26 protein-coding genes, 1 tRNA gene and 1 riboswitch are annotated in these 26332 nt (G+C 76.3%); of the genes, 8 read left to right on the top strand and 19 right to left on the bottom strand.

Annotated elements, in window-relative coordinates; translation table 11 throughout:
• Window positions 1–383: 383 nt before the first annotated feature.
• The 4 genes from groL to thrC form a co-directional block, all read right to left on the bottom strand.
• Complete coding sequence (gene groL, locus ACI8AD_RS22665; protein ID WP_456872787.1) at window positions 384–2012, bottom strand: chaperonin GroEL; 1629 nt, start codon at window positions 2010–2012, stop codon at window positions 384–386.
• Between the two features lie 220 nt (window positions 2013–2232).
• A complete protein-coding gene (locus tag ACI8AD_RS22660; RefSeq protein ID WP_456872786.1) occupies window positions 2233–2382 on the bottom strand; it encodes a hypothetical protein in 150 nt (49 codons plus the stop codon).
• A 189-nt stretch (window positions 2383–2571) separates the two neighbouring features.
• Window positions 2572–2772, bottom strand: coding sequence for a cold-shock protein (locus tag ACI8AD_RS22655; RefSeq protein WP_089405184.1), 201 nt, complete (start codon window positions 2770–2772; stop codon window positions 2572–2574).
• 211 nt (window positions 2773–2983) lie between these two features.
• Window positions 2984–4261, bottom strand: coding sequence for a threonine synthase (thrC, locus tag ACI8AD_RS22650; RefSeq protein WP_456872785.1), 1278 nt, complete (start codon window positions 4259–4261; stop codon window positions 2984–2986).
• Between the two features lie 12 nt (window positions 4262–4273).
• Window positions 4274–4400: riboswitch (SAM riboswitch) on the bottom strand.
• A gap of 124 nt (window positions 4401–4524) precedes the next feature.
• On the opposite strand from thrC, the gene ACI8AD_RS22645 reads away from it, so the two are divergent.
• A complete protein-coding gene (locus tag ACI8AD_RS22645) occupies window positions 4525–5448 on the top strand; it encodes a hypothetical protein (RefSeq protein WP_456872784.1) in 924 nt (307 codons plus the stop codon).
• A gap of 26 nt (window positions 5449–5474) precedes the next feature.
• Window positions 5475–6296 carry an HAD family hydrolase gene (locus tag ACI8AD_RS22640; protein WP_456872783.1) on the top strand — a complete coding sequence of 274 codons (822 nt, stop codon included), beginning with the start codon at window positions 5475–5477 and terminating at the stop codon, window positions 6294–6296.
• Window positions 6297–6324: 28 nt separating this feature from the next.
• Here the strand turns inward: ACI8AD_RS22640 and ACI8AD_RS22635 are convergent, their stop codons facing one another.
• The 6 genes from ACI8AD_RS22635 to ACI8AD_RS22610 form a co-directional block, all read right to left on the bottom strand.
• Window positions 6325–7197 (bottom strand): ABC transporter permease, encoded by an 873-nt coding sequence (locus ACI8AD_RS22635; RefSeq protein ID WP_456872782.1) that lies wholly within the window; start codon window positions 7195–7197, stop codon window positions 6325–6327.
• Complete coding sequence (locus ACI8AD_RS22630) at window positions 7194–10136, bottom strand: alpha/beta fold hydrolase (RefSeq protein ID WP_456872781.1); 2943 nt, start codon at window positions 10134–10136, stop codon at window positions 7194–7196. The genes ACI8AD_RS22635 and ACI8AD_RS22630 overlap by 4 nt, the downstream gene beginning before the upstream one ends.
• Before the next feature lie 89 nt (window positions 10137–10225).
• Complete coding sequence (locus tag ACI8AD_RS22625; RefSeq protein ID WP_456872780.1) at window positions 10226–11845, bottom strand: LytR C-terminal domain-containing protein; 1620 nt, start codon at window positions 11843–11845, stop codon at window positions 10226–10228.
• An 11-nt stretch (window positions 11846–11856) separates the two neighbouring features.
• Window positions 11857–12189 carry a DUF3263 domain-containing protein gene (locus tag ACI8AD_RS22620; RefSeq protein ID WP_089405190.1) on the bottom strand — a complete coding sequence of 111 codons (333 nt, stop codon included), beginning with the start codon at window positions 12187–12189 and terminating at the stop codon, window positions 11857–11859.
• Window positions 12190–12273: 84 nt separating this feature from the next.
• Complete coding sequence (gene rarD, locus ACI8AD_RS22615; protein WP_456872779.1) at window positions 12274–13191, bottom strand: EamA family transporter RarD; 918 nt, start codon at window positions 13189–13191, stop codon at window positions 12274–12276.
• 53 nt (window positions 13192–13244) lie between these two features.
• Window positions 13245–13676: a CBS domain-containing protein gene (locus ACI8AD_RS22610; RefSeq protein ID WP_456872778.1), complete on the bottom strand. Its 432-nt coding sequence runs from the start codon at window positions 13674–13676 to the stop codon at window positions 13245–13247.
• 120 nt (window positions 13677–13796) lie between these two features.
• Between ACI8AD_RS22610 and ACI8AD_RS22605 the strand changes: the two genes are divergently transcribed.
• Window positions 13797–14228: a DUF5313 family protein gene (locus ACI8AD_RS22605; protein WP_456872777.1), complete on the top strand. Its 432-nt coding sequence runs from the start codon at window positions 13797–13799 to the stop codon at window positions 14226–14228.
• Here ACI8AD_RS22605 and ACI8AD_RS22600 read toward each other — a convergent pair.
• The 3 genes from ACI8AD_RS22600 to ACI8AD_RS22590 all read right to left on the bottom strand — a co-directional run bounded on the left by ACI8AD_RS22600 (window position 14228) and on the right by ACI8AD_RS22590 (window position 16422).
• Window positions 14228–14300: transfer RNA gene (locus ACI8AD_RS22600), tRNA-Thr, on the bottom strand. The two genes, ACI8AD_RS22605 and ACI8AD_RS22600, sit on opposite strands and share 1 nt — an antisense overlap.
• 166 nt (window positions 14301–14466) lie before the next feature.
• Window positions 14467–15888, bottom strand: a complete 1422-nt coding sequence (locus tag ACI8AD_RS22595) for a selenium-binding protein SBP56-related protein (RefSeq protein ID WP_456872776.1) — start codon at window positions 15886–15888, stop codon at window positions 14467–14469.
• A gap of 69 nt (window positions 15889–15957) precedes the next feature.
• Window positions 15958–16422: an N-acetyltransferase family protein gene (locus tag ACI8AD_RS22590; protein ID WP_456872775.1), complete on the bottom strand. Its 465-nt coding sequence runs from the start codon at window positions 16420–16422 to the stop codon at window positions 15958–15960.
• Between the two features lie 81 nt (window positions 16423–16503).
• On the opposite strand from ACI8AD_RS22590, the gene ACI8AD_RS22585 reads away from it, so the two are divergent.
• Window positions 16504–16800: a DUF2695 domain-containing protein gene (locus tag ACI8AD_RS22585; protein ID WP_456872774.1), complete on the top strand. Its 297-nt coding sequence runs from the start codon at window positions 16504–16506 to the stop codon at window positions 16798–16800.
• On the opposite strand, the gene ACI8AD_RS22580 is transcribed toward ACI8AD_RS22585, so the two are convergent.
• Entirely contained in the window at window positions 16770–17495 is a 726-nt protein-coding gene (locus ACI8AD_RS22580; RefSeq protein ID WP_456872773.1) for a hypothetical protein, read from the bottom strand. The two genes, ACI8AD_RS22585 and ACI8AD_RS22580, sit on opposite strands and share 31 nt — an antisense overlap.
• A gap of 108 nt (window positions 17496–17603) precedes the next feature.
• On the opposite strand from ACI8AD_RS22580, the gene ACI8AD_RS22575 reads away from it, so the two are divergent.
• The 3 genes from ACI8AD_RS22575 to ACI8AD_RS22565 all read left to right on the top strand — a co-directional run bounded on the left by ACI8AD_RS22575 (window position 17604) and on the right by ACI8AD_RS22565 (window position 21162).
• Window positions 17604–18413 (top strand): ABC transporter permease, encoded by an 810-nt coding sequence (locus ACI8AD_RS22575; RefSeq protein WP_456872772.1) that lies wholly within the window; start codon window positions 17604–17606, stop codon window positions 18411–18413.
• A 105-nt stretch (window positions 18414–18518) separates the two neighbouring features.
• On the top strand, window positions 18519–19823 hold the full coding sequence (locus tag ACI8AD_RS22570) for a S1C family serine protease (RefSeq protein WP_456872771.1): 1305 nt from the start codon (window positions 18519–18521) through the stop codon (window positions 19821–19823).
• A 73-nt stretch (window positions 19824–19896) separates the two neighbouring features.
• Window positions 19897–21162 (top strand): DUF445 domain-containing protein, encoded by a 1266-nt coding sequence (locus ACI8AD_RS22565; protein ID WP_456872770.1) that lies wholly within the window; start codon window positions 19897–19899, stop codon window positions 21160–21162.
• Between the two features lie 101 nt (window positions 21163–21263).
• Here ACI8AD_RS22565 and rlmB read toward each other — a convergent pair whose 3' ends face one another.
• The 5 genes from rlmB to ACI8AD_RS22540 are packed head-to-tail and all read right to left on the bottom strand — an operon-like array spanning window position 21264 to window position 25294.
• Window positions 21264–22238, bottom strand: a complete 975-nt coding sequence (gene rlmB, locus ACI8AD_RS22560; RefSeq protein ID WP_456872769.1) for a 23S rRNA (guanosine(2251)-2'-O)-methyltransferase RlmB — start codon at window positions 22236–22238, stop codon at window positions 21264–21266.
• Entirely contained in the window at window positions 22220–23620 is a 1401-nt protein-coding gene (gene cysS, locus ACI8AD_RS22555) for a cysteine--tRNA ligase (RefSeq protein ID WP_456872768.1), read from the bottom strand. Before cysS ends, rlmB begins: the two co-directional genes overlap by 19 nt.
• The gene (ispF, locus tag ACI8AD_RS22550; RefSeq protein WP_456872767.1) at window positions 23617–24114 is read right to left on the bottom strand and encodes a 2-C-methyl-D-erythritol 2,4-cyclodiphosphate synthase; all 498 of its coding nucleotides are present in this window, start codon (window positions 24112–24114) and stop codon (window positions 23617–23619) included. Before ispF ends, cysS begins: the two co-directional genes overlap by 4 nt.
• A complete protein-coding gene (ispD, locus tag ACI8AD_RS22545; protein WP_456872766.1) occupies window positions 24111–24773 on the bottom strand; it encodes a 2-C-methyl-D-erythritol 4-phosphate cytidylyltransferase in 663 nt (220 codons plus the stop codon). Before ispD ends, ispF begins: the two co-directional genes overlap by 4 nt.
• Before the next feature lie 38 nt (window positions 24774–24811).
• Window positions 24812–25294 carry a CarD family transcriptional regulator gene (locus ACI8AD_RS22540; RefSeq protein ID WP_073418385.1) on the bottom strand — a complete coding sequence of 161 codons (483 nt, stop codon included), beginning with the start codon at window positions 25292–25294 and terminating at the stop codon, window positions 24812–24814.
• A gap of 131 nt (window positions 25295–25425) precedes the next feature.
• Between ACI8AD_RS22540 and ACI8AD_RS22535 the strand changes: the two genes are divergently transcribed.
• On the top strand, window positions 25426–26332 hold a 907-nt coding region (locus tag ACI8AD_RS22535; RefSeq protein ID WP_456872765.1), incomplete at its 3' end, for a UbiA family prenyltransferase.

Below are 26332 nucleotides of genomic sequence, written 5' to 3'. Positions count from 1 at the left end.
CCCCCCCCCCCCCCCCCCCCCCCCCCCCCCCCCCCCCCCCCCCCCCCCCCCCCCCCCCCCCCCCCCCCCCCGGGGGGGGTCACGGGAGGCACGCGCCGGTCAGGGACATCGACGGCTCGCCCGCCGGCCGGGTGGCACCCGGAGCGGCCTCCAGTCGAGCGCACCGCGCGCGGAGCGGTCCGCCGCCTCCGCGTCGGTGCGACGACGTCCTCCGCCAGGTGCCGTGCCCCCATCGCGCGGGGCTTGCTCCAGCGCCCCGAGCACCCAGTCGTTCACCGTGCGGGCGCCGGTCGGGCACGACCGGCACAGACGCCGACAGGGGCGGCCCCGCGAGTGCGGGACCGCCCCTGTCGGGCGTTGCTGGTGTTACGAGGGGGCGGGACTCAGAAGTCCATGCCGCCCATGCCACCGTCGCCACCGGGGGCGGCCGCAGCGGCCTTCTCCGGCTTGTCGGCGATGACGGCCTCGGTGGTGAGGAAGAGCGCCGCGATGGAGGCGGCGTTCTGCAGCGCCGAGCGGGTGACCTTGGCCGGGTCGATGATGCCGGCCGAGACCAGGTCCACGTACTCGCCGCTGGCGGCGTTGAGGCCGTGGCCCACCTCGGAGTTGCGCACCTTCTCCGCCACGACGCCGCCCTCGAGGCCGGCGTTGACGGCGATCTGCTTCAGCGGCGCCTCGAGCGCGACGCGCACGATGTTGGCACCGGTGGCCTCGTCACCCTCGACGTCGAGCTTCTCGAACGCGACGGCGGCGGCCTGCGCCAGGGCGACGCCACCACCGGCGACGATGCCCTCCTCGACGGCGGCCTTGGCGTTGCGCACCGCGTCCTCGATGCGGTGCTTGCGCTCCTTGAGCTCGACCTCGGTCGCGGCACCGGCCTTGATGACGGCGACGCCACCGGCCAGCTTGGCCAGGCGCTCCTGCAGCTTCTCGCGGTCGTAGTCGGAGTCCGACTTCTCGATCTCGGCGCGGATCTGGTTCACCCGGCCGGCGATCTGGTCGCTGTCACCGGCACCCTCGACGATCGTCGTCTCGTCCTTGGTGACGACGACCTTGCGGGCGCGGCCGAGCAGCGAGACGTCGGCGGTGTCGAGCTTGAGGCCGACCTCCTCGCTGATGACCTGGCCACCGGTGAGGATGGAGATGTCGGCGAGCATGGCCTTGCGGCGGTCACCGAAGCCGGGGGCCTTGACGGCGACCGACTTGAACGTGCCGCGGATCTTGTTCACGACCAGGGTCGCGAGGGCCTCGCCCTCGACGTCCTCGGCGATGATGGCCAGCGGCTTGCCCGACTGCATGACCTTCTCCAGCAGCGGGAGCAGGTCCTTGACCGAGCTGATCTTGCTGTTGACGACGAGCACGTACGGGTCGTCGAGGACGGCCTCCATGCGCTCGGCGTCGGTGACGAAGTAGGGCGAGATGTAGCCCTTGTCGAAGCGCATGCCCTCGGTGAGCTCGAGCTCGAGGCCGAAGGTGTTGCTCTCCTCGACGGTGATGACGCCTTCCTTGCCGACCTTGTCCATCGCCTCGGCGATGAGCTCACCGATGGCGGTGTCGGCGGCGGAGATCGACGCGGTGGCGGCGATCTGCTCCTTGGTCTCGACGTCCTTGGCGGTCGAGAGGAGGTGCTCGGTGACCGAGGCGACGGCCTTCTCGATGCCCTTCTTCAGGGCCATCGGGTTGGCGCCGGCGGCGACGTTGCGCAGACCCTCGCGGACGAGCGCCTGGGCCAGCACGGTGGCGGTGGTGGTGCCGTCACCGGCGACGTCGTCGGTCTTCTTCGCGACCTCCTTGACCAGCTCGGCGCCGATCTTCTCCCAGGGGTCCTCGAGCTCGATCTCCTTGGCGATGCTCACACCGTCGTTGGTGATCGTGGGAGCGCCCCACTTCTTCTCGAGGACGACGTTGCGGCCCTTGGGGCCGAGCGTCACCTTGACGGCGTCGGCGAGGGTGTTCATGCCCCGCTCGAGGCCGCGGCGCGCCTCTTCCTCGAAGGCGATCATCTTGGCCATGTGGTGATGTCCTCCATGCATGGATCGCTGCACGGCCGGGACCGGCGCCCGCGACGGACGACACCGGCGCCGCGGACGCTCCTACGGCCCGCGCTCCGGTGCCTCACCGTTCCGACCTGATTGGCACTCGGCACTGTCGAGTGCCAATCCGAAGTCTGGCACTCGCCCCTGCCGAGTGCAAGAACGGGGGGTGGCGCCGGGCTGTTCCCGCGCCCGTCCCTCAGTCCTCGAAGCGGGCGAGGACCGCGGTGACCACGGCGCCGAGGAGGACCAGCGGCGCCAGCGGCAGCCAGCCGTAGCGCGACAGGCCGAGCAGGACGGCCCACGTCCAGCCGGCCTCCGGGTGCCCCTCGGAGGCGGTCAGCCCCACGGGACCGGCCCGGAGCCGGCGTGACCGCCGGCGAGCGTCAGCGCCACGGACACCGCGGCCAGCAGGACCAGGACGGCGGCGTTCGCGACCAGCACCGCCGGCGCCCGGCTGAGGGGTGCCGGTCTCCCGGGAACGGCGACGGCCCGGCCCCCGGGACGGGGACCGGGCCGCGGCTCGGTGCTGGGCAGCTCAGGCGACGCGCACGCCGTCGGCCTGGGGGCCCTTCTCGCCCTGGACGACCTCGAAGGTGACCCGCTGGCCCTCGTCGAGGCTCTTGTACCCGTCCATCTGGATGGCGGAGTAGTGGACGAAGACGTCCTGCCCGCCGTCGACGGCGATGAAGCCGAAGCCCTTCTCGGCGTTGAACCACTTCACGGTGCCCTGTGCCACGTGTGCTCCCACGTTCGTGCGTGCGGACGGTCCCCGTGATCCGGGGGCCGGGGTACAGCTCTCCCGCCCGTGGACACGTGCGTGGAACTGACGACCGCGCGAGACGGTACAACAGCGAGGTCGCCGCGGGGAGATCCTGGACACACGACCCGGCCACGATCCGGCGACGGGGTGACACCCGGCCGGATCGGCTCCCCGCAGACGGTACGCGTCAGCCGACGAGGCCCGCCGCCCGGGCCGACCGCAGCGACGGGTCGATCCGGTGGGTGGGGCCGACGACCGGCGTCAGCGGGTCGAGGGTCTTGAGGCCCTCGCCGGTGTTGAGGACGACGGTCTCCTGCGCCGGGTCCAGCCGCCCGTCCTCGGCCAGCTGCCGCAGGACGGCGACGGTGACGCCGCCGGCGGTCTCGGCGAAGACACCGGTGGTGCGGGCGAGGTCGCGGATGCCCTGCACGATCTGCTCGTCGCCGACCCGCCCGACCGCGCCGCCGGTGCGGCGGATCGCGTCGAGCGCGTACGGGCCGTCGGCGGGGTTGCCGATGTTCAGCGACTTCGCGATCCCGGTGGGCTTGACCGGCTTCACGACGTCCCAGCCGTTGTCGAACGCGGTGGCGATCGGGTCGCAGCCGGCCGACTGGGCGCCGAAGACCCGCCACGGGGTGTCCTCGACGATCCCGGCGGCCACGAGCTCGCGGAAGGCCTTGTCCACCTTGGTCAGCAGCGAGCCCGACGCCATCGGGATGACGACCTGGGCCGGGATCCGCCAGCCGAGCTGCTCGGCGATCTCGTACCCCATCGTCTTGGAGCCCTCGGCGTAGTAGGGCCGCACGTTCTGGTTGACGAAGGCGGTGTCCTCGAACTCGTCGGTCTCCGCGAGCTCGCTGGTCAGCCGGTTGACGTCGTCGTAGGAGCCGTCGACGGCGACCAGCGTCTGGCCGTAGACCGCCGACTGCACGACCTTGCCCGGCTCCAGGTCGGCGGGGATGAAGACGTAGGAGGGCAGGCCGGCGCGGGCGGCGTGCGCGGCGACGGAGTTGGCGAGGTTGCCGGTGGAGGCGGCCGCGATCTTCGTGTAGCCCAGGCCTCGGGCGGCCGTGGCGGCCAGCGACACCACGCGGTCCTTGAACGAGTGCGTGGGGTTGCCCGAGTCGTCCTTGACCCACAGGCCACCGGTGAGGCCGAGCTCCGCGGCGAGCCGGTCGGCGCGCACCAGCGGGGTGAGCCCGGGGTCGAGGGTGACCCGGTCGGCGGGGTCCTGACCGACGGGGAGCAGCGCCGCGTAGCGCCAGATGTTCTGCGGGCCGGCCTCGATCTGCTGGCGGGTGACCGCGCGCATGCGCTCGGGGTCGTAGTCGACCTCCAGCGGGCCGAAGCACTGCGCGCAGGCGTGCTCGGCGACCAGGCCGGACGTGGCGCCGCAGTTGCGACAGACCAGGCCGCGCGCAGGACTCGCGGGGACCCCGGTGGGGGGCGGGGCGGTCAGGGTCATGCGACGACTACCTCCTCATCTTCCCCGCGACGGGCCGTCGAGCCGCGCGGGACGGAATTGGCACCTTCCGCGCGCAGGTCGCGTGCGGCGGTTGCCGGGGCTTCACCGGGCCGTGTCCCTCTGCCCCTCTGGATGAGTGGAACGCCGCCGACTCTACCCACCCGGAGGACCCGGCCCGGCCGGCGGCACGGCCGGGCCGGCCCTCGACAGGACCCGGGTCACCGGCGCACCATGCGGACCCCCACCCACCCGCGAGGAGGGCCGTGCACCCCGGTCGCGGACACCGCAGCCCCTGGGCCGGGCCGGCCGTCGCGCTCGTCCTGGCCGTGACCGGCTGCGGGAGCGGGGACGCCGGGCCGGCCGCGGCGGCACCTCCTCCCGGCACGCCGGCGAGCAGCTCCGCCGCCCCGGCGCCCGGGCTGGCCGCCGTGGCCGGCGACCCCGGCGCCGGACTGCACGGGAGGCTGCTGCAGTACCGGCGCGACGTGCCCGCCCGGCGCCTGCAGGTGGAGCTCGTCGCCGGCAACGCCGGCCTCGTCGTCGAGGCGCTCGACCTGGTCGCCCCGGGTGTGCCGACGGCACCGGCCGACCCGCGGGGCGCCGAGCTGCGCCCCGGCGCCGGGCTGGCGCTGCCCGTGGTGGCCGCCGCGAGCGACTGCGCGACCGCACCCGGCGCGCCGCACGCGGTGGTGCGGCTGCGCGACGCCACCGGGGCGCAGCGGCAGGTCGACGTCCCCCTCGACGACGGCGGGCTCGTCGCCCGGCTGCACGAGGCCGACTGCGCGGAGCAGGAACTGGCGCGGCAGGTCCGCATCGAGGCGAGCGGCGTCCGGGAGGTCGACGGCGCCGAGGGCCCCGCGCTGGACCTGACCGTGCGGCTGACCCGGCTGGCCGGCAGCGACCCGCTGCGGGTGACCGGGGTCGGCTCGAACACCGTGTACGCGGTGGCGGCCACCGGCCCGCTGCCCACGCTGGACGACGAGCCCACCGTCGAGGTGGTGCTGCGCATGCGGCCCTCGCGGTGCGACGTCCACGCCCTCGGCGAGAGCTACCGCACCGGGCTGGTCGGGCTCGTGGTCGCCCTCGGGGACGCCGAGCCGCGCCCGGTGGTGGTCACCCCCGACCCGGAGGTCCGGCGCCGGCTGGAGACGTTCGCGGTGGAGACCTGCCGGGCCGGTACGGACTGACGACGGCGGCAGGTGAGGATGGGCGGGTGGCAGCGCGCATCGTCTACACCGACCTCGACGGCACGATGGTCGGCCCGCGGGGGTCGTTCTGGCACGGCGCCGACGGCTCCCCCACCGCCGAGCCCGCGGCCGCGCTGCTGGAGCTGCACACCGCCGGCGTCGAGCTGGTCATCGTCAGCGGGCGCACCGCCGACCAGGTCACCGAGGCCGGCCGGATCTTCGCCGCCGAGGGCGCCATCGCCGAGCTGGGCTCGCTGGTCACCTGGCGCGGCGGTCGCGAGCGGCACCAGCTCACCGGCGCGCTGCCCGCCGAGTACGCCGGCCGCACGCCGATGGACGTGATGGCCGGGCTCGGCGTCGTCGAGGCGCTGTGCGCCGCCCACCCCGGCCGGCTGGAGTGGCACGCGCCCTGGCACGCCACGCACGAGGGCGACGCGCTGCTGCGCGGCTACGTCGACCCGGTCGCCGTCGACACCTGGCTCGCCGAGCGCGGCCTGGGCTGGCTGACCCTGCACGACAACGGCGCCATCCCGGCCTCGGCGCGGCTCCGGCTGGCCCCGGAGGGGCAGCTGGCGCGGGTCTACCACCTCATGCCGCGCGGCATCTCCAAGGGCGCCGCCATCGCCTGGGACCTGCAGCGGCGCGGCCTCGACCCCGCCGACGCGGTGGCGGTCGGCGACAGCGTGAGCGACCTGGACATGGCGTCGGCCGTCGGCCGGCTGTGGATCACCGCCAACGGGGCCGAGGTCGACGGCATGGCGGCGCTCCTGTCCGCCGTCCCGAACGTGTCGGTGACCGACGGGGCGATGGGCGTCGGCTGGGCCCAGGCGGTGAGAGCGAGCCTGTGACACCGCGGTCCTCCCGGACCGCCGACGGTCAGCTCGTGACGTCGCGGCGGGAGAAGTGGCGGAAGCCCAGCGCGGTGAACACCGCGACGTAGACCAGCGACTGCACCACCCCGCGGAAGAGGTCCGAGGAGTCGACCGGCGTCTGCAGCAGGTCGGTCCACGCGAAGGACTCGGCGGTGGGGAACCAGTCGCGGACGGCCCCGAGCTGCTCGACCTGGTCGAGGATCGAGAAGACGATCGTGGTGAACACCGCGCCGCCGACGGCGGCCAGCGGCGCGTCGGTGACGGTGGACAGCCAGAACGCCAGCGAGCCGACCACGAGCAGGTGCACCGACAGGTAGCCGAGCATCCCGGCCAGCCGCAGCAGCCCCTCGCCCTGCGGGAGGCTCACCCCGATCGGCGTGCGGATGTCGCCGAACCCGAACGCGATGCCGCCGGCCACCACCGCGACCAGGGCGAGGGTGAGCAGCGCGGCCACCGCGAGCACCAGCGCGGCCAGCCACTTCTGCCGGAGCAGCCGCATCCGCGGGACCGGGGTGGCCAGCGTGTAGCGCAGCGACCCCCACTGCGCCTCGCTCGCGACGGTGTCGCCGAAGAACAGCGCGTAGACCACGACGAGGAAGAACCCCGTCGTCGCGAACAGCACGAACAGCGTGAAGTTCAGCCCGCTGGAGGTGGCGACGTCGACCAGGTTGATCCGGCTGTTCTCCTGCGCGTCCTCGCTCGCGCCCAGCTGCAGCGCGGCGATGAGCACCAGCGGCAGCGCCACCATGAGCGCGAACACGCCGAGGGTGCGCCGCCGCTTGAACTGCCGGCGCAGCTCCACCGGCAGCCGCAGCGTGCGCTCGGGGCGGTAGCCGGCGACGGCGCCGGTGGGCTGGACGTGCTCGGTCGCGGTCACGACTCCCCCACGAGTGCCAGGAACGCGTCCTCCAGGCGGCGGCGCGGCGTGAACTGGTCGACGGCGACGTCGGCGGCCACCAGCGCCTGCAGCGCGGCCGCGCGGGAGGTCTGCGACCCCAGCTCGGCGACCAGGCCGTCGTCGGTGCGCTCGACGGTGACGCCCGGCAGCCCGGCCAGGACGGCGGCCGCGCGGTCGGCGTCGGCCGGGTCGGTCAGCCCCACCAGCACCGCGCCGCCGGCGCCGACGATCTCCTCGACCGTGCCCTGCGCGATCTTCTGCCCCTTGGCCATGACGACGACGTGGGTGCAGGTCTGCTCGATCTCGCTGAGCAGGTGGCTGGAGACGATGACCGTGCGGCCCGTGGCGGCGTAGGAGCGCAGCACCTCCCGCATGGCGTGGATCTGCGGCGGGTCGAGCCCGTTGGTCGGCTCGTCGAGGACCAGCAGGTCGGGCAGGCCCAGCATCGCCTGGGCGATGGCGACCCGCTGCCGCATGCCCTGGCTGTAGCGGCGGACCGGGCGGTCGATGGCGGCGCCGAGGCCGGCGACCTCGATCGCCTCGTCCATGTGCGCGTCCTCGACCGGCCGGCCGGTGGCTGCCCAGTACAGGGTGAGGTTGTCGCGTCCGGACAGGTGCGGCATGAGGCCGGTGCCCTCGACGAAGGAGCCCAGCCGCGACAGCACCGGGGCACCGGGCCCGGCGGCGTGGCCGAAGACGCTGATCCGCCCCTGCGTCGGGCGGATCAGGCCCATGAGCATCCGCAGCGACGTCGTCTTGCCCGCGCCGTTGGGCCCGAGCAGGCCCAGCACCTGGCCGCGGCGGACCTCGAAGGACAGGTCGCGGACGGCCACGAAGCCGTCCTTGTAGGCCTTGGTCACGCCCTCGAAGCGCAGCGGCACGTCCTCGCCGTCGGGCTCGACGGCCGAGGTGACCCGGCGGCGCCGGCGTCCCCACAGCACCGCGGCCGCCCAGCCGAGCAGCCCGAGGGCGACGACCGAGCCGAGCAGCCACCACCAGCGCGAGGTGCCGCCGTCGGCCTGCGCCTGCCCCGCCACGGAGGGGACGGCGAGCACGCTGCCGCCGTCGCCGGCACCGGTCAGGGACACCGAGTAGACCCCCGCCTCGGCCGGCAGCGCGAAGGCCTGGTCGGTGGAGGAGACGACGACGCGCATCGTGTGGCCGGCCTCGAACCGGTGCACGATCCCCGGCAGCGTGACGGCGACCTCGGTGGGCGCGGCGGGGTCGGCCGACAGGCCGGTCAGCGACAGGGGCGCGACCAGTCCGCCGGGCAGCGTCTGGGCGCCGTCGGGGCCGACGTCGTAGAGCTTGGCGAACAGGGTCGCGGTGCCGGTGGGTGAGGCGACGGCGAGCTCGACGGTGGGCGCGCCGACCACCTCGACGGCCTCGTCGAGCGGCTCGGTGGCGAACGCGGCGAACTGGCCGGGGATCTCGACGGCGGCGCCGCCCAGCGCCGAGGCCAGTGCCCCGAGGCCGGGGACGGTGGTGATGGCCGCGGGCGTGCCGCCGGCCGGGGTGACCACCGGCTGCAGCGGGCCGTCGAGGGCGAGCTCGGTGCGCGCGGTGGGCCCGGTCCCCTCCAGGCCGGGGTAGGCGTCGGCGACGACGCTCTGCGTGCCGCCCTGGACGCTGCCGAGGGTGTTGCCCAGGCCGCTGGGCACGGGGAACTCGAAGCCGGTGCCGGGGTCCGCGCCGCGGGCCGGGTCGTCCTCGTCGCGCAGGTGCCAGGAGAACCAGCCGGCGACGAGGTCGCGCAGCTCGGCGGTCTCCCGCTCGGAGGCCTGGGAATCGTGGCCGCCGGCGTACCAGACGACCTTCACCGGGGTGCCGGTGGCGGCGATGCCGCGGGCGTTGGCGTCGGCCTGGCCGAGGCCGAACAGCGAGTCCTCGGTGCCCTGGACCAGCAGGGTCGGCGCGGTGATGCGGTCGAGCACGGCCGCCGGGCTGCTGCGGTCGAGCACCGCGGCGACCTCGGGGGTGAGCGTCCCGGTGGCCGCGGCGGCCTGGTAGGCGGCGCAGATGTCGGCGCGGAACCGGCCGCAGGTCAGCGCCTGCTCCACCGCGGCAGGGTCGACCGTCGAGAGGTCGACCGGCAGGTCCTCCAGGGAGGGGGCCGAGGCGGGCGCGGCGGCCGCGCCGTCGCCGGTGGCGGCGGTGTCGCTGCCGCCGTCCTCGGCCCCGGCGGCGCCGTCCCCGCCGCCGAGGGCGTCGAGCAGCCCGCCGCCGGGGACCGACCCGACGCCGAAGAACAGCCCGGCCCACAGCCGCTTGTAGACGCCGGTGTCGGCGGCCTGCGGGGTGGCGGCGGGCGTGGCGGCGTCGGCGGTGCCGGTCTGGGAGGGGAACAGCGCGGCGGTCAGCGAGTTCCAGGTGATCTGCGGCGCGATGGCGTCGACCCGGTCGTCGTAGGCGGCGCCGAGGAGCGACAGCGCCCCGCCGTAGCTGGCCCCGGCGACGCCGACCCGCGGGTCGCCGTCGCCGTCGAGGAGGACGTCGTCGCGCCCGGCGAGCAGGTCGAGCAGCGTGGAGAGGTCGGCGACCTCGTAGCGGGGGTCGTCGAGGCCGATCTGGCCGGTGCTCGCGCCGAACCCGCGCGCGGAGTACGTCAGGACGACGAAGCCGCGGCCGGCGAGGTCGCGGGCGTCGTCGGCCACCGACTGCTTGCTGCCGCCGAAGCCGTGCGCGAGCACGACCGCCGGCGCGGGGGCGTCCGCGGTGGCCGACCCGGGCAGGTACAGCGTGGTGTCGAGCTCGACGGCGTCGGCACCGGAGCCGGAGGGGGCCCGGGCGTCCTCGGTGCGCACCTCCTCGGCCGCGACGGCGGTCGCCGGGGCCCACGCGAGCAGGGTGCCGGTGACCAGCAGGGCGAGGAGGGCGCCGAGCGTCGTGCGGGCGCCGGGGCGCGGGCGAGGACGCACGGGCCCGCGGACGGGACGCACGAAGCGGCCAACGGACGGTCCCGCGCCGGTGTTCCGGCGGTGTCCGGCCGGGGTGCGGCGGGGTCCGGTCAGGGCCGCCACTCGCCGGTGACGACGACGACCAGGCCGGGGTCGGCCACGCCGGGCACCTCGAAGAAGCGCTCCGCCGGGCCGCCGACCACGCCGGGGAAGGCCGCCATGAGCTGGACCGCCGACTGCTGCTGCTGCTCGTCGCCGGCGGTCACGAAGACGGTGGTGACCGCGACGCCGGGCCCCTCGTACTGGCCGATCCCGTTGGACTCCCAGCCCTGCGCGCGGAAGGCGTCGGCGGCGTCGCCGGCCAGCCCGCTGACGTCGGTGGCGTTGAGCACGGTCACCGGGACGCGGACCGGGGTGCTGGGCGCCTGCGCGACCGGGGGCAGCGGTTCCACCGACAGCTCCGGGAGGGCGCCGCTGGGGGCGGCGACGCTGGCCGGTGCCGAGGTCTGCGGGGGCGTGCTGGTGGAGCCGGCCTCCTGCGTCGCCGAGGACGTGAAGCTGTACACGCCGAGCACCACCAAGGCGACCACCACGACGGCGAGCAGCGCCGGCACGGTCCGGCCCCGGCGCGGCGGGGCGTCCTCCTCGGCGGTCGCCGCGGCCCGCAGCGCGGCGCGGGAGACCCCGGCCCGGCGCGCGGCCTTGCGGCGCTCGGACTCCATCGCCTGCCGCTCGGCCTCGCGCGCCTGGCGCTCGGCCCGCATCGCGGCGCGGTTGCCGACGACGCCGGTGTCGCTCGAGAGCCCGGTGGACGGGCCGGTCTCCGGCTCCGGCGTCCGGGTCCGCTCGCCCCGTCGGACGTCGCGGTCGGGGATCGCCTCGGTCAGCGGCTCGGCGGCGCGCCCGCGGGCGACCTCGCGGTCGGGGATCGCCTCGGTCAGCGGGGCCGCCGCGCGTCCCCGGGCGACCTCGCGGTCGGGGATCGCCGCGGTGGCCGGGGCGGCCGGCGGGGCGACGGGCGCGGCGGCCGGGGCGGAGGCGGGGGCGGCCGGCGGGGCCGCGGGTGCGGCGGCCCGGGCGGCCTGCGGTGCGCGGCCGCCCGCGGCCGGGCGGGCCGGCAGGTCCCACGGGTCCAGCGGCGCAGCGGCCGGCGCGGGGGTGTCGAGCTGGGGGGTCGGCACGGCCTGGAAGGGCGCGACCGTGGTGAGCGGGGCGGCCGGGCGGGCCGGGGCCGCCGGAGCCGCCGCGGCCTGCGGGGCGGGCGGGGACACCGACGGCGGCGCGGGCAGCCGCGCGGCGGTCGGCGGGACGAGCGGCGGCGGGGCCGCCGGCCGCGCGGGTGCCGGTCGCTGCGGCACCGGCGCCGGGCGGGCGGCCCGCTCGACCGGCGCGGGGGCCTGGCGGGTGGCGCCGTCGGCCGGCGGGCGGGGCGCCGCGGCCGGGCGCGCGGGCTCGATGGGGCGGGCGGGGACTGCCGGCCGGCCCGGCCGGCCGGTCAGCGGGCGGCCGCGGTCGGTCTCGTCCCCCAGCAGCGCGTCGCGCCGGCGCTCGGCGCGGCTGCGCAGCGGCCCGGTCAGGGTCGGGGCGTCGCTCCAGTCGGTGCCGTCGGGCGCGCCGGAACCGTCGGGGACGGGCTGCCCGGGGGCGGGGTCGGTGCGCCGGCGTCCACCGGCCACCGGGGCGGACAGCCGGTCCGGTTGGTCACCACCTGACGCCGCGTGCCTGCCCACGGTGACCAAATCTAGATGGCCGACGGGTCCTTGCCCAGGAGGGACGGAGAACGCCGCTGGCGTCGCGCGCTGCGCAGGCGGCGCAACCGGCGGACCAGCAGCGGGTCGGCCTCGAGCGCGGCCGGGCGGTCGACCAGGGCGTTGAGCACCTGGTAGTACCGGGTCGGGGGCAGTCCGAACTGCTCGCGGATGGCCGTCTCCTTGGCGCCCGGGTGGCGCCACCACTGCCGCTCGAAGGCCAGCATCTCGTGCTCGCGCCGGGTCAGGCCCGCGGGCTGCGCGGGCTCGCTCCCGGACGCCGTGCCCCCCGGCGGGGAGACCGCGGGGACGGGGTCGGGGGTCATGGGAGGGGTCCGTTCGATCGGGGGGAAGCCGTCACCGACGACGGTATGCCCGCCGGCCGACGTTTTCAGCGTGTCGCGCCCGCGTCAGGCCGCCGCCACCACCCGCTCGGCCGCGGCCCGGCGGCCGGCCGCCCGGGCGGTGCGCAGGCTGTCGACGGTGAACACCGCCAGCGCGGCCCAGACGATCGCGAAGCCGACGAGGCGGGCGGGCGGCATCGGCTCGTGGAAGACGAAGACGCCGATCGCGAGCTGCATCAGCGGCGTCACGTACTGCAGCAGCCCCACCGTCGACAGCGGGATCCGGCGGGCGGCGGCGGCGAACAGCAGCAGCGGCACCGCCGTCGCGATCCCCGAGGCCATGAGCAGCAGCAGGTGGCCGGTCCCCTCCGAGCCCGCGGTGCCCCGCCCGGTGGCCTGCAGCACGGCCAGGAAGACCAGCGCCGGCAGGAACGCCACCGCCGTCTCGACGAACAGCCCCGGCGCGGCCTCGACGCGGACCAGCTTCTTGAGCAGACCGTAGCCGCCGAAGGTGGCGGCCAGCGAGAGCGCGATCCACGGCGGGCGGCCGTAGTCCCAGGTCAGCACCGCGACGGCGACGGCGGCCAGCGCCACCGCCGCCCACTGCAGGGGCCGCAGCCGCTCGGCGAAGACGACGACGCCCAGCAGCACGCTGACCAGCGGGTTGATGAAGTAGCCGAGCGAGGTCTCGACGACGTGGCCGGAGTTGACGCCGTAGACGAACACCAGCCAGTTGGCGGCGATGAGCACCGAGGCGCCGGCGAGGACGAGCAACGTGCGGCGGTCGGTGACCGCGGCCCGGACCAGCGCCCAGCGGCGCAGCGCCGTCAGCAGCAGGGCGACGAACAGCAGCGACCAGACGACCCGGTGGGCGACGATCTCCACGCCGCCGGCGGGCTCGAGCAGCGGGAAGTACAGCGGGAAGCAGCCCCACAGCAGGTAGGCGGACAGGCCCGCCGCCGTCCCCAGCCGCCGCTCGTCCACGAGCGGCACCGTACGCCCGGCCCGGCGGCGTCCGGCCGGGCCGGGCCGGGATGTCAGCCGGTCTGGATGTAGTCGACGAGGTGGGCGCGCTCCTCCTCGAGCTCGTCGAGGCGGGCCTTGACGACGTCCCCGATGGACACGATGCCGAGCAGCCGGCCGTCCTGGGTGACGGGGACGTGCCGCACCCGCAGGTCGGTCATCGTGCGGGCCAGGTCGTGCACCGAGGCGGTGGGCGGGCAGGTGTGGACGTCGGCGGTCATCAGCGCCGACACCGGGCCGTCGAGCACCGGCGGACCCGACTCGTGCAGCCCCCGGACGACGTCGCGCTCGGAGACGATGCCCTCGACGGTGCTCCCCGTCGAGGAGACGACCAGCGCGCCGATGCCGTGGTGGGCGAGCAGCGTGAGCGCGTACCGCACGCTGGCGGCGGGGTCGACGGTGACCACGTCGGGACCCTTGCGGCGGAGCAGCTGGGAGATCTGCACGGGAGCCTCCTCACCTGTCGGTGCGGCAGTCTGCACCCGGCCGGGACCGCGCGGCAACGTCCCCCGGCGTACGGGACGGAACCGTCCCCACGGGTGGACGGACGGGCCTACCGTCGACGTGTGCGCACCACCCGGCACGACGCCGCCACGGCGGCGTCCCCCTCGCCCCTCCAGTGGCTCCGCTACGCCTTCGGCGGCGGTCTGCCGCGCGACCTGTCGGCCTGGGTGCTGTCGGACACCACCCGGCCCGGGTGGGTCCGCCGGCACGTGACCCGCTCGCTGGTGCAGCTCTCGCCGCTCGTCGTCGTCTGCCTGGTCGCCGTCCCCATGGCGCTGGCCTACCGCGCGACCGCCGCCTTCGGCGGCCTGCTCGTCGGGCTGATGTACTCGCTGGCCTTCATGGTGGAGACCACCGAGCACCGGGTGGCCAAGGCCGGCTACCCCGCCGGCACCGCCGCCCGGCTGCGCGAGGAGCGCGCCGAGCGGCGCCGCACCGCGCGGGTCGAGGAGCGCTTCCCCTACCGGGTCGGCGGGTCGGGCAGCTTCGACTGAGCCGACGGGGGGACTCGAACCCCCAACCGCCCGATTACAAGTCGGGTGCGCTACCAGTTGCGCCACGCCGGCGGGACACCGGGAACGAGTCCCGGGACAAGGATAGGGACACCGCCAGGGACGACTCCGCCGTGTCGGGTGCCGTGGTCCCGCGCCGGCGCGGACTCGACCCGCGCCGCACCGGCGAGGGACCTGCGCCGGCCGCTGCCCGGCACGACCTCCGGCAGCGGACCGGGTGTCAGCGGTAGCAGTACGAGTCGCTGGAGGCGTCGCCGCCCTGCAGCCGCACCTGGTGCGGCCGCAGGCCGCGCCAGTCGGAGCCGCTCGGGAAGAACCGCTCGTCGAGGGTCATCCCGCCGGCCTGGGGGTCGGTGTCGATCTTGGCCATCCACGAGCCGCAGCCGTCCGGGAAGAACTGGTCGTCCCAGGCGCCGTAGAGCGAGTTGGTCACGTAGACCCGCCTGCCGTCCCGGCTGACCTCGACCATCTGCGGGCCGCCGGCTAGCGGCTCACCCGGCGCCGCCGGGTGCGCAGTCCTCCGGACGATGCCACCGAGGTGGACCGAACCGACCTCGCGCGGGTGCGCCGGGTCGGTGACGTCGTACTGCCTGAGCTCGCCGATGCCCCAGCAGGACACGTAGAGCATCCGGTCGTCGACCGACAGGTCGATGTCGGTGACGAGCGGCGGCACCGCCGAGAACGGCTTGAGCGCCGGCGGCAGGTCGTCCGGGTCGGCGGGCTGGGCGGGGATCGTGATGACCTGCTCGGCCCTCCACTCCTCACCGTCGCGGAACCAGCGCCACACCGACGCGGACAGGTCCGCGGTGGAGACGACGACCCCGACGAAGCCCCAGGTGGCGTCCGGGTCGTGGGAGGGCCGCAGCTCGAGCACCATCTGGTGCTCCGCGCCGAGGTCGACCGTCTGCACGTGCCGGCCCCCGGCGAGGTCCCAGAAGTGCAGTGCGTGTCCGTACTCCCCCCCGAGGAGCAGCTCGGGGACCAGCCCGTCCTCCACCATCGCCGGGGTGCCCCACTCGCTGGAGACCAGCGTGTTCTGGTTGAGGTGCCACCAGGCGTCGTAGGCCAGGTACTGCGGACCGCGGTCGGTCTCCCAGGCCCGCAGGACGTCGAAGGTGCTGTGGTCCAGCAGCGCGATCCCGCCGGGGCCGTCGTCGCCGTCGCCGCTGCCCAGGCAGGTGAGGAAGACGCCGTCCGGGCCGCAGTGCAGGGTGTGCGGCCGCGAGTAGCCGGCCTTCCCGGCCAGCTCCTCCGCGGCGATGGTCTTGTGCAGCCGCGGCGAGCGCGGGTCGGGGTGGGTGTCGTAGACGTGCACGTTGGAGCTGCGCAGGCCGGGCAGCAGCAGGTAGCGGCGCTGCAGGCCGTCGTGGCCCGTGTCGTGGCCCTCGTGCTGGAGCGCGCTGGAGCAGGCGTTCCAGCCGAAGTGGTGCAGCTCGTCGCCGACCGTGGGCAGCTCCGCCCAGCCGACCAGCTGTCCGTAGGTGGGGGAGTCCGGGTCGGTGTCGACGACGGTGAGCGCATCCGGCCTCTGCCCGGCGCGGTCGAAGGCGACCACGTAGGCCAGCTTCTCGGTCGGCGCGGCGATCGCGTCGGCGGCGCTGCGGTAGAAGGTGGGATCCATCCGGTGCGTCGACTCGCTCATCGTCGGCCGCCTCTGGCTCGCTCGTCCTCCCGAGCGAGTCTGCGCCGCTCGGGACCGACTGTCCACGGGTCACGGCCCGCCCGGCCGCCACAGGTAGCGGACGTCGGGCTCGCGCTCCTCGTTGCCCGAGCCGTCGGTCTCCTCGACGGCGCGGAACCCGTGCCGCTCGTAGAACCGCCGGGCGGGCGCGTTGACCCGGAACGTCCACAGCTGCAGGCCAGCGGGCTGCCGCCGCTTCGCCAGCGCGACGAACCGGTCGCCGATCCCCCGGCCGCGCCGGGCGGGGTCGAGGTACAGCTGGTCGAGCCAGCCGTCGGAGAGCGCGAGCAGGCCGACGACGGCGCCGGCGTCCTCGGCCACCCAGGTGTCGTGCCGCGGCAGCAGCACGTCGCGGACCCAGCCGCGGACCTCGTCGTCGGTGTGCGCGCGCCGCACCGTCGGCAGCGCGGCGGAGGAGGAGCGCAGCCACACGTCGGCGACCGCGGCGGCGTCCGCGGGGACGGCGGGGCGCAGCAGGACGGGATCGACGGGCACGGCGCTGGAGGGTGCCAGGGCGGCGGGCGGACATCGACCGGTTCGGGTCCAGCCGCACCCCGCCCGGCCGATCCTGACGGGGTGGCACCGACCGACGACGAGGCCGCCCTCCTGCCGCTGGACCGCGCCCAGCTCGACGCGCTGCGGGAGCACGTCGAGGCACTGCTCGGGGACGACGGCTGCGACCAGACCCGCCGCGCCACCGACGCCTGGGCGGCGAGCCACGGCATCGCCCTCGACCGGCTGCACGAGGGCCTCGAGGAGTTCGGTGGGTTCTGCGACTGCGAGGTCGTGATGAACGTCGACCCCGCCGTCGTCTTCCCCGCCGTCGTCTTCCCGGCCGTCGGTCAGGCCGCGGAGGGCCCCTCGCTCAGGTAGCCGGCCGGGTCGGTGCGCGGCGAGGCCTCGGCCAGCCAGCGGGCGAACCCGGCGGGATCGCGGCGCTCGAGCTCGTCGAGGGTCTCCTGGCGGCGGCGCACGATCGACTGCCGCGCCGCCGGGTGCAGCTGCCCGGCCAGCGCCGTCGTCGTGCCGAGCCACTCCCGGCCCAGCGCCGCGGTCGACAGCGTCGCCACCGGCGGCAGGTAGGTGACCGTGCCGACGGTCTCCCCCGGCCGGGCACCGGTCAGGGGCGACGGGGTCGCGGCCGGCGGCGTCCCTGTGGCGGGCGGCTCGGCGGCCGGGGCGGCGTCACGCCGCGGCGGGCGCCCGGTGCGCAGCAGCCACAGCCCGAGCCCGCCGACGGTGAGCACCGCGCCGGCGAGCACGGTGAGCACCGGTCCGCCCACCGCCGCCGTCCCGGACAGGAACAGCAGCACCCCGATGGTGGCCGCGCCGACGCGCCAGGCCGCCTCGAGGGGAGAGAGGCGGTCGAAGATCCCGAGGTCGGCGCGCGGGTCGGCCGAGGACTCGCGGGCCACCCCGGCAGCCAGGCAGGCGGTGACGACGGAGGCCAGACCCACGGCGAGCAGCCCGGGGGGTCGAAGCGCCAGCCCGCCGACGACGGCCACCGCCGTCGCGGTGAGGGCGGCCAGCCCCAGGAGCAACCGGGCGGGGACTCCGCGGTCGGACACGAGCAGCCTCCAGGAACGCAGGCCGGGCAGGGGTCCCCACCCGCTCCGCGAGGACCGGCCGGGACCCCCCTCTACCCAGCGACGGTCCGGCCGCACACCGTGCACGGCGTGTCGCGGCGCGCCCGGCAGGATCGCCGCCCGTGGGGACCCTCCGTCGTCGAGCTCGGCCCACGCCTGGTCGTCGTCCTGGTGCTGCTCACCGGGCTGGCGGCGGCCGGCGGGCGGCTGTCGGGGCTGGGACAGGAGCGGCCGGTCGTCGTCGCCACGCTGCGCGCCACGGTCCAGCTGGCGGCGGTGTCGGCGGTGGTGCTGCTGGTGGTGGGCTCGCTGTGGCTGTCGGCGGCGTTCGTCCTGCTCATGGTCACCGTCGCGGCGGTGACCGCGGCCGGGCGGGTCACCGGCCTGCCGCTGCGCGCCCCCGGGACGGCCCGGCGGACGGCCACGGCGGCGCTCGCGGTGGCCGGCGGCGCGCTGCCGGTGGTCGCGCTGGTGCTGGCCAGCGGGACGGTGCCGTTTCGCGGCGCGGCGGTCGTCCCGGTCGCCGGGATCCTCGTCGGCGGCGCGATGACGGCGACGTCGCTGGCCGGACGGCGGCTGCGCGAGGAGCTCACCACCCGCCGCGGCGAGGTCGAGGCGGCGCTCGCGCTGGGCCTGCTCCCCCGCGACGCCGTCCTGGAGGTGGGCCGCGCCGCGGCCGCCACCGCGCTCCTCCCGCCGCTGGACCAGACCCGGACCGTGGGGCTGGTCACCCTGCCCGGCGCCTACGTCGGCGTCCTGCTCGGCGGCGGCAGCCCGCTGGCCGCCGGCGCCGCGCAGCTGCTCGTCCTCGTCGGCCTGCTGGCCGTGCAGGTGGCCGCGATCTGGATCGTCACCGAGCTGGTCGCCCGCGACCGGCTGCTGCCCGGCCTCCCCCGCTGACCGCGCCCAGACACCTCACAGCCGACCCGCAGCGCCCGGTCAGACGCCCGGCCGACAGTCGGTCCCGAGGCGGCGGAGCGCCGCCACGCGAGGAGGACCACCACCATGAACGGCACCCCGTACCCGACTCCCCAGCCGCAGCAGCCGGCGCAGCCGCAGCAGCCGGCCGGTGCGACCCCGGGGTGGAACCCGCCGCCGTCCGGCGGCTCCTGGTACCCGACGGCGCCGACCGCCACCGCCACGCTGCCGCCCCCCGCCGTGCCCCCCACCGTGCCCCCCGTCGCGCCGCCGGCCCCGGAGCACCGCCGCGCCGGTCGGCTGCGCATCGGCGTCGCGGGCCTGCTGGCCGGCGCCCTCATCGGCGGCGGCACCGGGGCCGGCGTGGTCGCCCTGACCGACGACGGCAGCAGCGGCGGCAGTGGCGCCGCCACGGCCCAGTCGGTCGTCATCCAGGACCCGGAGAACGCCACCGCCGTCACCGCGGCCGCGGCCAAGGCCGCGCCGAGCGTGGTGACCGTCTACGTGACCAGCGGCTCGGGCTCGGGCAGCGGCTCGGGCGTCGTGCTCACCGAGGACGGCTACGTCCTGACCAACAACCACGTGGTCAGCCTCGACGGGAGCACCACCAGCGCGACCGTGCAGGTGCGCACCGCCGACGGCACGCTGCACGACGCGACCGTCGTGGGCACCGACCCGACCTCCGACCTGGCCGTGCTCCGGCTCGACGGCGCGAGCGGGCTGACCCCGGCCACCTTCGCCGACTCCGACGACGTGCAGGTCGGCGACCTGGCCGTGGCCATCGGCGCGCCGCTGGGCCTGTCCGACACCGTCACCGACGGGATCATCAGCGCCACCGACCGCGCGGTGGCCACCGGCTCCACCCAGGACGACGCCACCGTGCTCGACGCCCTGCAGACCGACGCCGCGATCAACCCGGGCAACTCCGGCGGCGCGCTGGTCAACGCCTCGGGCGAGGTCGTCGGCGTCAACACCGCCATCGCCTCGGTCGCCTCGGGCGCACCCGGCTCCTCGGGGCAGAGCGGCAACATCGGCGTCGGCTTCGCCATCCCGAGCAACGTGGCGCAGCGCATCGCGCAGGAGATCATCGACACCGGCACGGCCACCCACGCCGTCCTCGGGGTCCGCGCGCAGACCGCCACCGACGGCCCCACCAGCGAGGTCGGCACCGGCGCGCAGCTGGCGCAGGTCGAGGCGGGCAGCCCCGCCGCGGACGCCGGGCTGCAGGCCGGTGACGTCGTGACCGCCGTCGGCGACCGCGCCGTCACCACCTCCACCGAGCTCACCGCCGCCGTCCGCAGCTCCGCCCCCGGCGACCGGGTGACGCTGACCGTCGAGCGCGGCGGGCAGACGACGACGGTCGAGGTCACCCTCGGCGGCAGCGCCGGCTGACCTGCGAGCCCGCGATCGGCACCCTCCCGCGCCGCCTAGGCTCGGGAGGGTGTCGTCGTCCTGGAGGCCGCCGGTGAGCGTCCCGCTGACCTCCTCGCTCGACGACCCCGCCCGCGCCGAGGGGCTGCGCCGCATGAAGCGGCTGGCCACCGGGCTGTTCGGGCTGGCCGCGGCGGTGTTCCTGGCCTGCGTGCTGCTCGGTGAGGACGCCGGCCGGTGGGTGGGCTACGTGCGGGCCACCGCCGAGGCCTCCATGGTCGGGGCGCTGGCCGACTGGTTCGCCGTCACCGCGCTGTTCCGGCACCCGCTGCGGATCCCGATCCCGCACACGGCGATCATCCCGCGCAAGAAGGACCAGATCGGGGCGAGCCTGGGCACCTTCGTGCAGGAGAACTTCCTGACCCGCGCCGTCGTCGAGGACAAGCTCGCCACCGTCGACGTCCCCCGCCGGCTCGGCGACTTCCTCGCCGCCCCCGGCCGCGCGCAGCGGCTGGCCGGCGACGCCGCCGCCGCGCTCACCGGGGTGACCGACCTGCTCCGCGACGACGACGTGCAGGACGCCGTCGCCGGGCTGGTCGACCGCAAGCTGCACGAGACGCCCGCCGCGCCGGTGCTCGCCCGGGTGCTGGAGCTCGTCGTCGACGGCGACCGGCACCAGGAGGTGCTCTCGGCGGCGCTGCGCTACCTGGCCCGCTTCCTGGAGGAGAACCGGATCGTCTTCCGCGCCCAGCTCGGCGACGCGTCGCCCGCATGGGTGCCCGACTGGGTCGACGACCGGGTGTTCGACCGCGTCTTCGCCGCGCTGCAGGGCTTCCTGCACGAGGTCGGCGCCGAGCGCGACCACGAGCTGCGGCGGGTCTACGACGCCCGGCTGCGCGCCTACGTGCACGCGCTGCGCACCGACCCCGACACCGCCGCGGGCGTCGAGGCGTTCAAGAAGCAGCTGCTCGAGCACCCGGCGGTGCGCACCTGGTCCTCGTCGCTGTGGACCAACGCCAAGACGGCGTTCCTCACCGCGGCCGCCGACCCCGACTCCGAGCTGCGCGCCCGCGTGGCCGGGCTGATCGTCGACGCGGCTCGGCTGCTGCAGACCGACCCGCGGGTGCGCGAGCGGGTGCAGCGGCAGTCGGTGCGGGTGGCCGGCTACCTCGTCGAGCGGTTCGCCGGCGACCTCGCCGACGTCGTCGGCACCACCGTGGCGCGGTGGGACACCGAGGAGACCAGCCGGCGCATCGAGCTGCAGGTGGGCCGGGACCTGCAGTTCATCCGGATCAACGGCACCGTCGTCGGCGGGCTGGCCGGACTGGTGATCTACAGCGTCGCCCAGCTGCTCGGGTGAGCCGGGCGATGATCAGGTGACCTGATCGTGCGGCGTCCTCCCACACGTCCCACCGTGAGGGAGGACGCCCGACGATCAGGGACCCTGATCCCGGCGGGGCCTCAGCCGCGGGCCTGCGCCGCCGCGTAGAGGGCGATGCCGGCGGCGACGCTGACGTTGAGCGACTCGGTGTCGCGGGCGATGGGGATGCGCACGACGACGTCGCAGCGCTCCCGCACCAGCCGCGACAGGCCGGTGCCCTCGGCGCCGACCACGAGCGCGACCGGGTCGGCGAACCCGTCGTACTCGTGCAGCTCCATGTCGCCGTCACCGGCCAGGCCCACCGTCTGCAGGCCGGCGTCCTGGTAGGACGCGAGCGCACGGGCCAGGTTCACCGCGCGCGCCACGCGCAGCCGGGCGGCCGCGCCGGCGCTGGTGCGCCAGGCCGAGGCGGTCATCCCGACCGCGCGCCGCTGCGGCACGACGACGCCGTGCGCGGCGAACGCGGCCGCCGAGCGCACCACCGCGCCGAGGTTGCGCGGGTCGGTGACGCCGTCCATGGCGACCACCAGGGGCGGGCGGCCGGAGTCGCGCGCGAGGTCGAGCAGGTCGTCGGGGTGGGCGTAGTCGTAGGGCGGGACCTGCAGGCCGATCCCCTGGTGCAGCGCGCCGCCCGACATGCGGTCGAACTCGGCCTTGCCAACCTCCAACAGCGGGAGCCCGCGGTCGCCGGCCAGCTGCACCGCCTCGGCGACCCGCTCGTCGGTGCGGGCCGCGTCGCCGGTGACCACGTAGAGGGCGCTCGCCGGGATCTCCGCCCGCAGCGCCTCCACCACCGGGTTGCGGCCCAGCAGCAGCTCGGGCGCCTCCTCGGCGCGCTGCCGGCTGCGGTCGCGATCGGCCCGCCGCCGGGCGTCGGCCTGCGCGCGGCGCTGCGCGGGGTGGCCCTTGCGCATCTCGGCCGGCGGGGTGGCTCCGCGGCCGGCCAGGGCCCGCCGGTTCTTGCCGCCGGTGCCGGCCGTGGCGGTCTTCTTGCCGGCGCCGCTCGTGCGGCCGCGGCGCTGGCTGTTGCCGGCCATCAGCGGGTCAGCTCCCATCGGGGTCCCTGCGGGGTGTCCTCGACCTGCACGCCCATGGCGGCGAGCCGGTCGCGCACGGCGTCGGCCGCCGCGTAGTCCTTGCGGGCGCGGGCGGCCTGCCGCTGCTCGAGGGCCAGCCGCACCAGCCCGTCGGTGACCTCGGCGAGCCGGCCGTCGCCGCCGCCGGCCCACCGCGGGTCGAGCGGGTCCAGGCCCAGGACGCGCAGCATGGCGCGGACCCGGCCCAGCGCCGCGGCGGCCGCGGCGTCGTCGCCCTCGGCCAGGGCGGTGTTGCCCTGCCGGACGGTCTCGTGCACGACGGCGACGGCGGCCGGGGTGCCCAGGTCGTCGTCCATGGCCGCCCGGAAGTCATCCGGCAGCCCGGCCGGCTGCTCGGCGCCCACCCGCTCGGCGGCCCGCTGCACGAACGACTCGATCCGCCGGTAGGCCGCCCCGGCCTCCTCCAGCGCCGCGTCGGTGAACTCGATCGTCGAGCGGTAGTGCGGGGTGACCAGGTAGTAGCGCAGCTCCACCGGGCGCACCCGGCGGACGACCTCGTCGACCAGCGCGGTGTTGCCCAGCGACTTGCTCATCTTCTCGCCGCCCAGGGTGACCCAGCCGTTGTGCACCCAGTACCGGGCGAAGCCGTGCCCGACGGCGTGCGACTGGGCCTGCTCGTTCTCGTGGTGCGGGAAGCGCAGGTCCAGCCCGCCGCCGTGGACGTCGAAGTCCGGCCCGAGATAGCGCTCGGCCATCGCGGAGCACTCCAGGTGCCACCCGGGCCGCCCGCGGCCCCACGGCGTGGCCCAGCCGGCGGTGTCGGGCTCGCCGGGCTTGTGCGCCTTCCACAGCGCGAAGTCGCGCGGGTCGCGCTTCTTCTCGTCGGTGTCGGTGTCGGCTGCGGGCTCCAGGTCGTCCATCTTCTGCCGGGTCAGCGCGCCGTACCCGGGGAAGGAGCGCACGTCGAAGTAGACGTCGCCGTCGACGGCGTAGGCGTGCCCGCGCTCGACGAGCCGGGCGATGAACTCGACCATGTCGGGCACGTGCCCGGTGGCCCGCGGCTCGTAGGTGGGCGGCCGCACGCCCAGCGCCTCGTAGGCGCGGGTGCTGGCCAGCTCGTTCTCGTAGGCCCACGCCCACCACGGCACGCCGTGCTCGGCGGCCTTGGCGAGGATCTTGTCGTCGATGTCGGTGATGTTGCGGACCAACGTGACCTCGGTGCCGTGGCCCTGCTCCAGCCAGTTGCGCAGCAGGTCGAAGACCAGCCCTGCCCGCACGTGCCCGAGGTGCGGCGGACCCTGGACGGTGAGCCCGCAGACGTACATGGAGGCCTCTCCGGCCCGCAGCGGCGTGAAGTCGCGGACCGCACGGGCGGCCGAGTCGTAGAGGCGGAGGCTCACCGCGGGGAGTCTACGGATCCCGCCCGGACCACCAGCGCCGTCGCGAGAGCCGCCCGGCCCTCCCCCCGGCCGACCAGGCCGAGCCCGTCGGTGGTGGTCGCCGTGACGCTCACCGGCGCCCCGAGGGCCGCCGACAGCGCCGCCTCCGCCTCCGCCCGGCGCGGGCCGAGCTTCGGCGTGGGCGCCACGAGCTGCACGACGGCGTTGCCCACCCGCCAGCCGGCGGCGGTCAGCGTCTCGCGGACGTGCTCGAGGACGGCGACGCCGCGGGCGCCGGCCCAGCGGGGGTCGTCGGTGCCCAGCAGCCCGCCGATGTCGCCGAGGCCGGCCGCCGACAGCACCGCGTCGGTGAGCGCGTGCGCGACGACGTCGCCGTCGGAGTGCCCGGCGCAGCCGTCGGCACCGGGCCACGACAGCCCGGCCAGCCAGCACTCCCGGCCGGCCTCGACCGGGTGCACGTCGACGCCGAGCCCGACCCGCGGCAGCTCGCTCACCGGGCCACCTGCAGCCCGGCCAGGTGCAGGTCGTGCGGCACGGTGACCTTGGCGGCGCGCTCGTCGCCGTCGACCGTGCCGACGGCGACCCCGGCGGCGCGCACCACCGCGGCGTCGTCGGTGAGCTCGACGCCCTCCTCCAGCGCGGCGTAGGCGGCCACGAGCACCGCCCGGTCGAAGCCCTGGGGGGTCTGCACCCGCCGCAGCGAGGCACGGGGGACGGCGGCGGTGACCGTGCCGGCCTCGTCGACGACGACGGTGGTGTCGACGACCGGCAGCACCGGGACGACGGCCGGGGCGCCGGCGGCGAGGGCGGCCAGCACCCGGGCGACGACGTCGGGCGGGGTGAGCGGGCGGGCGGCGTCGTGCACGAGGACGGCGTCGGCGGCGGGACCGGCGGCGGCCAGGCCGGCGCGCACCGAGGCGGTGCGGGTGGCCCCGCCGTCGACGAGCTGCACGGTGCCGGGCAGCGCGGCGGCGAAGGCGGCCCGGTCGGCGGCGGGCACCACGACGACGACCTCGGCGACCCCGCCGGCGAGCAGGCTCTCCACCGCCCACGCGACCAGCGGCCGGCCGGCGAGCGGGACCAGCGCCTTGGGCAGGTCGGCCCCCAGACGCGAACCACTCCCGGCCGCTGCGACGATGCCGACAGCGGACACGGGAGTGGCCGGGTGGTGCGGGAGTGCCGAGGCGGAGCTCAGCTGGCGAGGACCTCGTCGAGCAGGACCTCGGCCTTGTCCTCGTTGGTGCCCTCGGCGAGCGCGAGCTCGCTCACCAGGATCTGACGGGCCTTGGACAGCATCCGCTTCTCGCCGGCGGAGAGACCACGGTCCTTGTCGCGGCGCCACAGGTCGCGGACGACCTCGGCCACCTTGTTGACGTCGCCGGAGGCCAGCTTCTCGAGGTTGGCCTTGTAGCGGCGCGACCAGTTGGTCGGCTCCTCGGTGTGCGGGGCCCGCAGGACCTCGAACACGCGGTTGAGCCCGTCCTGACCGACGACGTCGCGGACGCCGACGATCTCTGCGTTGTCGGCCGGCACGCGCACGGTCAGGTCGCCCTGGGCGACCTTCAGCACGAGGTAGGCCTTCTCTTCGCCCTTGATGACCCGCGTCTCGATCGCCTCGATCAGAGCGGCACCGTGGTGCGGGTAGACGACGGTCTCGCCGACAGTGAAGCCCATGTGTGTGTGACCCCTTTCGCTGTACCCAGGTTAGCACGGCAGACTGACGCCCGGAACGGCGCGACGGCGGATAAGTGCAGGTCAGAGGCCTGGTGAAGTCCGGAGAAGGGGTTGACAGAGGCGTGGTCGGTGTGCGTGCACGGCCCGCCCGCGGCGCCTCGGTGGGCGCCCTCGTGCGCGCCACGCACGCGCCCCCGGCGGCCGCGGTCACCGTCGTCGCGACCCTGCTGGCGGTCGCCGCGCAGGTGCCGCCGGCCCGGGTGCTGCTCGTCGGGCTGGCCGTCCTCGCAGGTCAGGCGTCCATCGGCTGGAGCAACGACTGGCTCGACGCCGACCGCGACCGCGCCGTCGCCCGCGCCGACAAGCCCGTCGTGCAGGGCGCGGTCGACCCCGCCGTGCTGCGCGCCGCGGCGCTCGCGGCGGCCGCGGTCGCCGTCGTCCTGTCCCTCGCGCTCGGCTGGCTGCCCGGCCTGCTGCTGCTGGTGCTGGTCGCGAGCGGCTGGGGCTACAACGCGGGTCTGAAGCGGACGGTGCTGTCGGGACTGCCCTACGTCACCGGCTTCGGCGCCCTGCCGGCGGGGGTGGTGGCCGCCGCGCCCGGCGCCCCCCTGGCGCCGTGGTGGCTGACGGTGGCGGGGGCCGCGCTCGGCGCCGCCGCGCACCTGGCCAACGTGGCGCCCGACATCGCCGACGACCTCGCCACCGGGGTGCGCGGTCTGCCGCACCGCCTGGGCGCGACCGGGTCGGCGGCGCTCGGCGCGGTGCTGCTGGGTGCCGCCACGCTCGTGCTCGTGCTGGGCCCGGACGGGTCGCCGGCGTGGTGGGGCTGGGCGGGCCTGGCGCTGGCGGTGCCCGCGGTCGCCGTCGCCGGGCTGGCCGGCCGGCCGGGTCTGCGGCGGGTGGCCTTCCCCGCGGTGCTGGTGCTGACCGTGCTCGACGTGGTGCTGCTGGTGCTCGGCGGGGGGGGGGGGGGGGGGGGGGGGGGGGGGGGGGGGGGGGGGGGGGGGGGGGGGGGGGGGGGGGGCGGGGGGGGGGGGG

It is taken from the genome of Geodermatophilus sp. SYSU D00766 (assembly GCF_054049915.1).
This window is presented reverse-complemented; position numbering and strand designations above follow the sequence as displayed.

Excerpts from the sequence above, each read along its gene's own strand:
- groL (WP_456872787.1), bottom strand. The coding sequence starts at position 2,012 with ATGGCCAAGATGATCGCCTTCGAGGAAGAGGCGCGCCGCGGCCTCGAG.
- thrC (WP_456872785.1), bottom strand. The coding sequence starts at position 4,261 with ATGACCCTGACCGCCCCGCCCCCCACCGGGGTCCCCGCGAGTCCTGCG.
- ACI8AD_RS22620 (WP_089405190.1), bottom strand. The coding sequence starts at position 12,189 with ATGACCCCCGACCCCGTCCCCGCGGTCTCCCCGCCGGGGGGCACGGCG.
- ACI8AD_RS22595 (WP_456872776.1), bottom strand. The coding sequence starts at position 15,888 with ATGAGCGAGTCGACGCACCGGATGGATCCCACCTTCTACCGCAGCGCC.
- ACI8AD_RS22570 (WP_456872771.1), top strand. The coding sequence starts at position 18,519 with ATGAACGGCACCCCGTACCCGACTCCCCAGCCGCAGCAGCCGGCGCAG.
- rlmB (WP_456872769.1), bottom strand. The coding sequence starts at position 22,238 with ATGGGAGCTGACCCGCTGATGGCCGGCAACAGCCAGCGCCGCGGCCGC.
- ACI8AD_RS22540 (WP_073418385.1), bottom strand. The coding sequence starts at position 25,294 with ATGGGCTTCACTGTCGGCGAGACCGTCGTCTACCCGCACCACGGTGCC.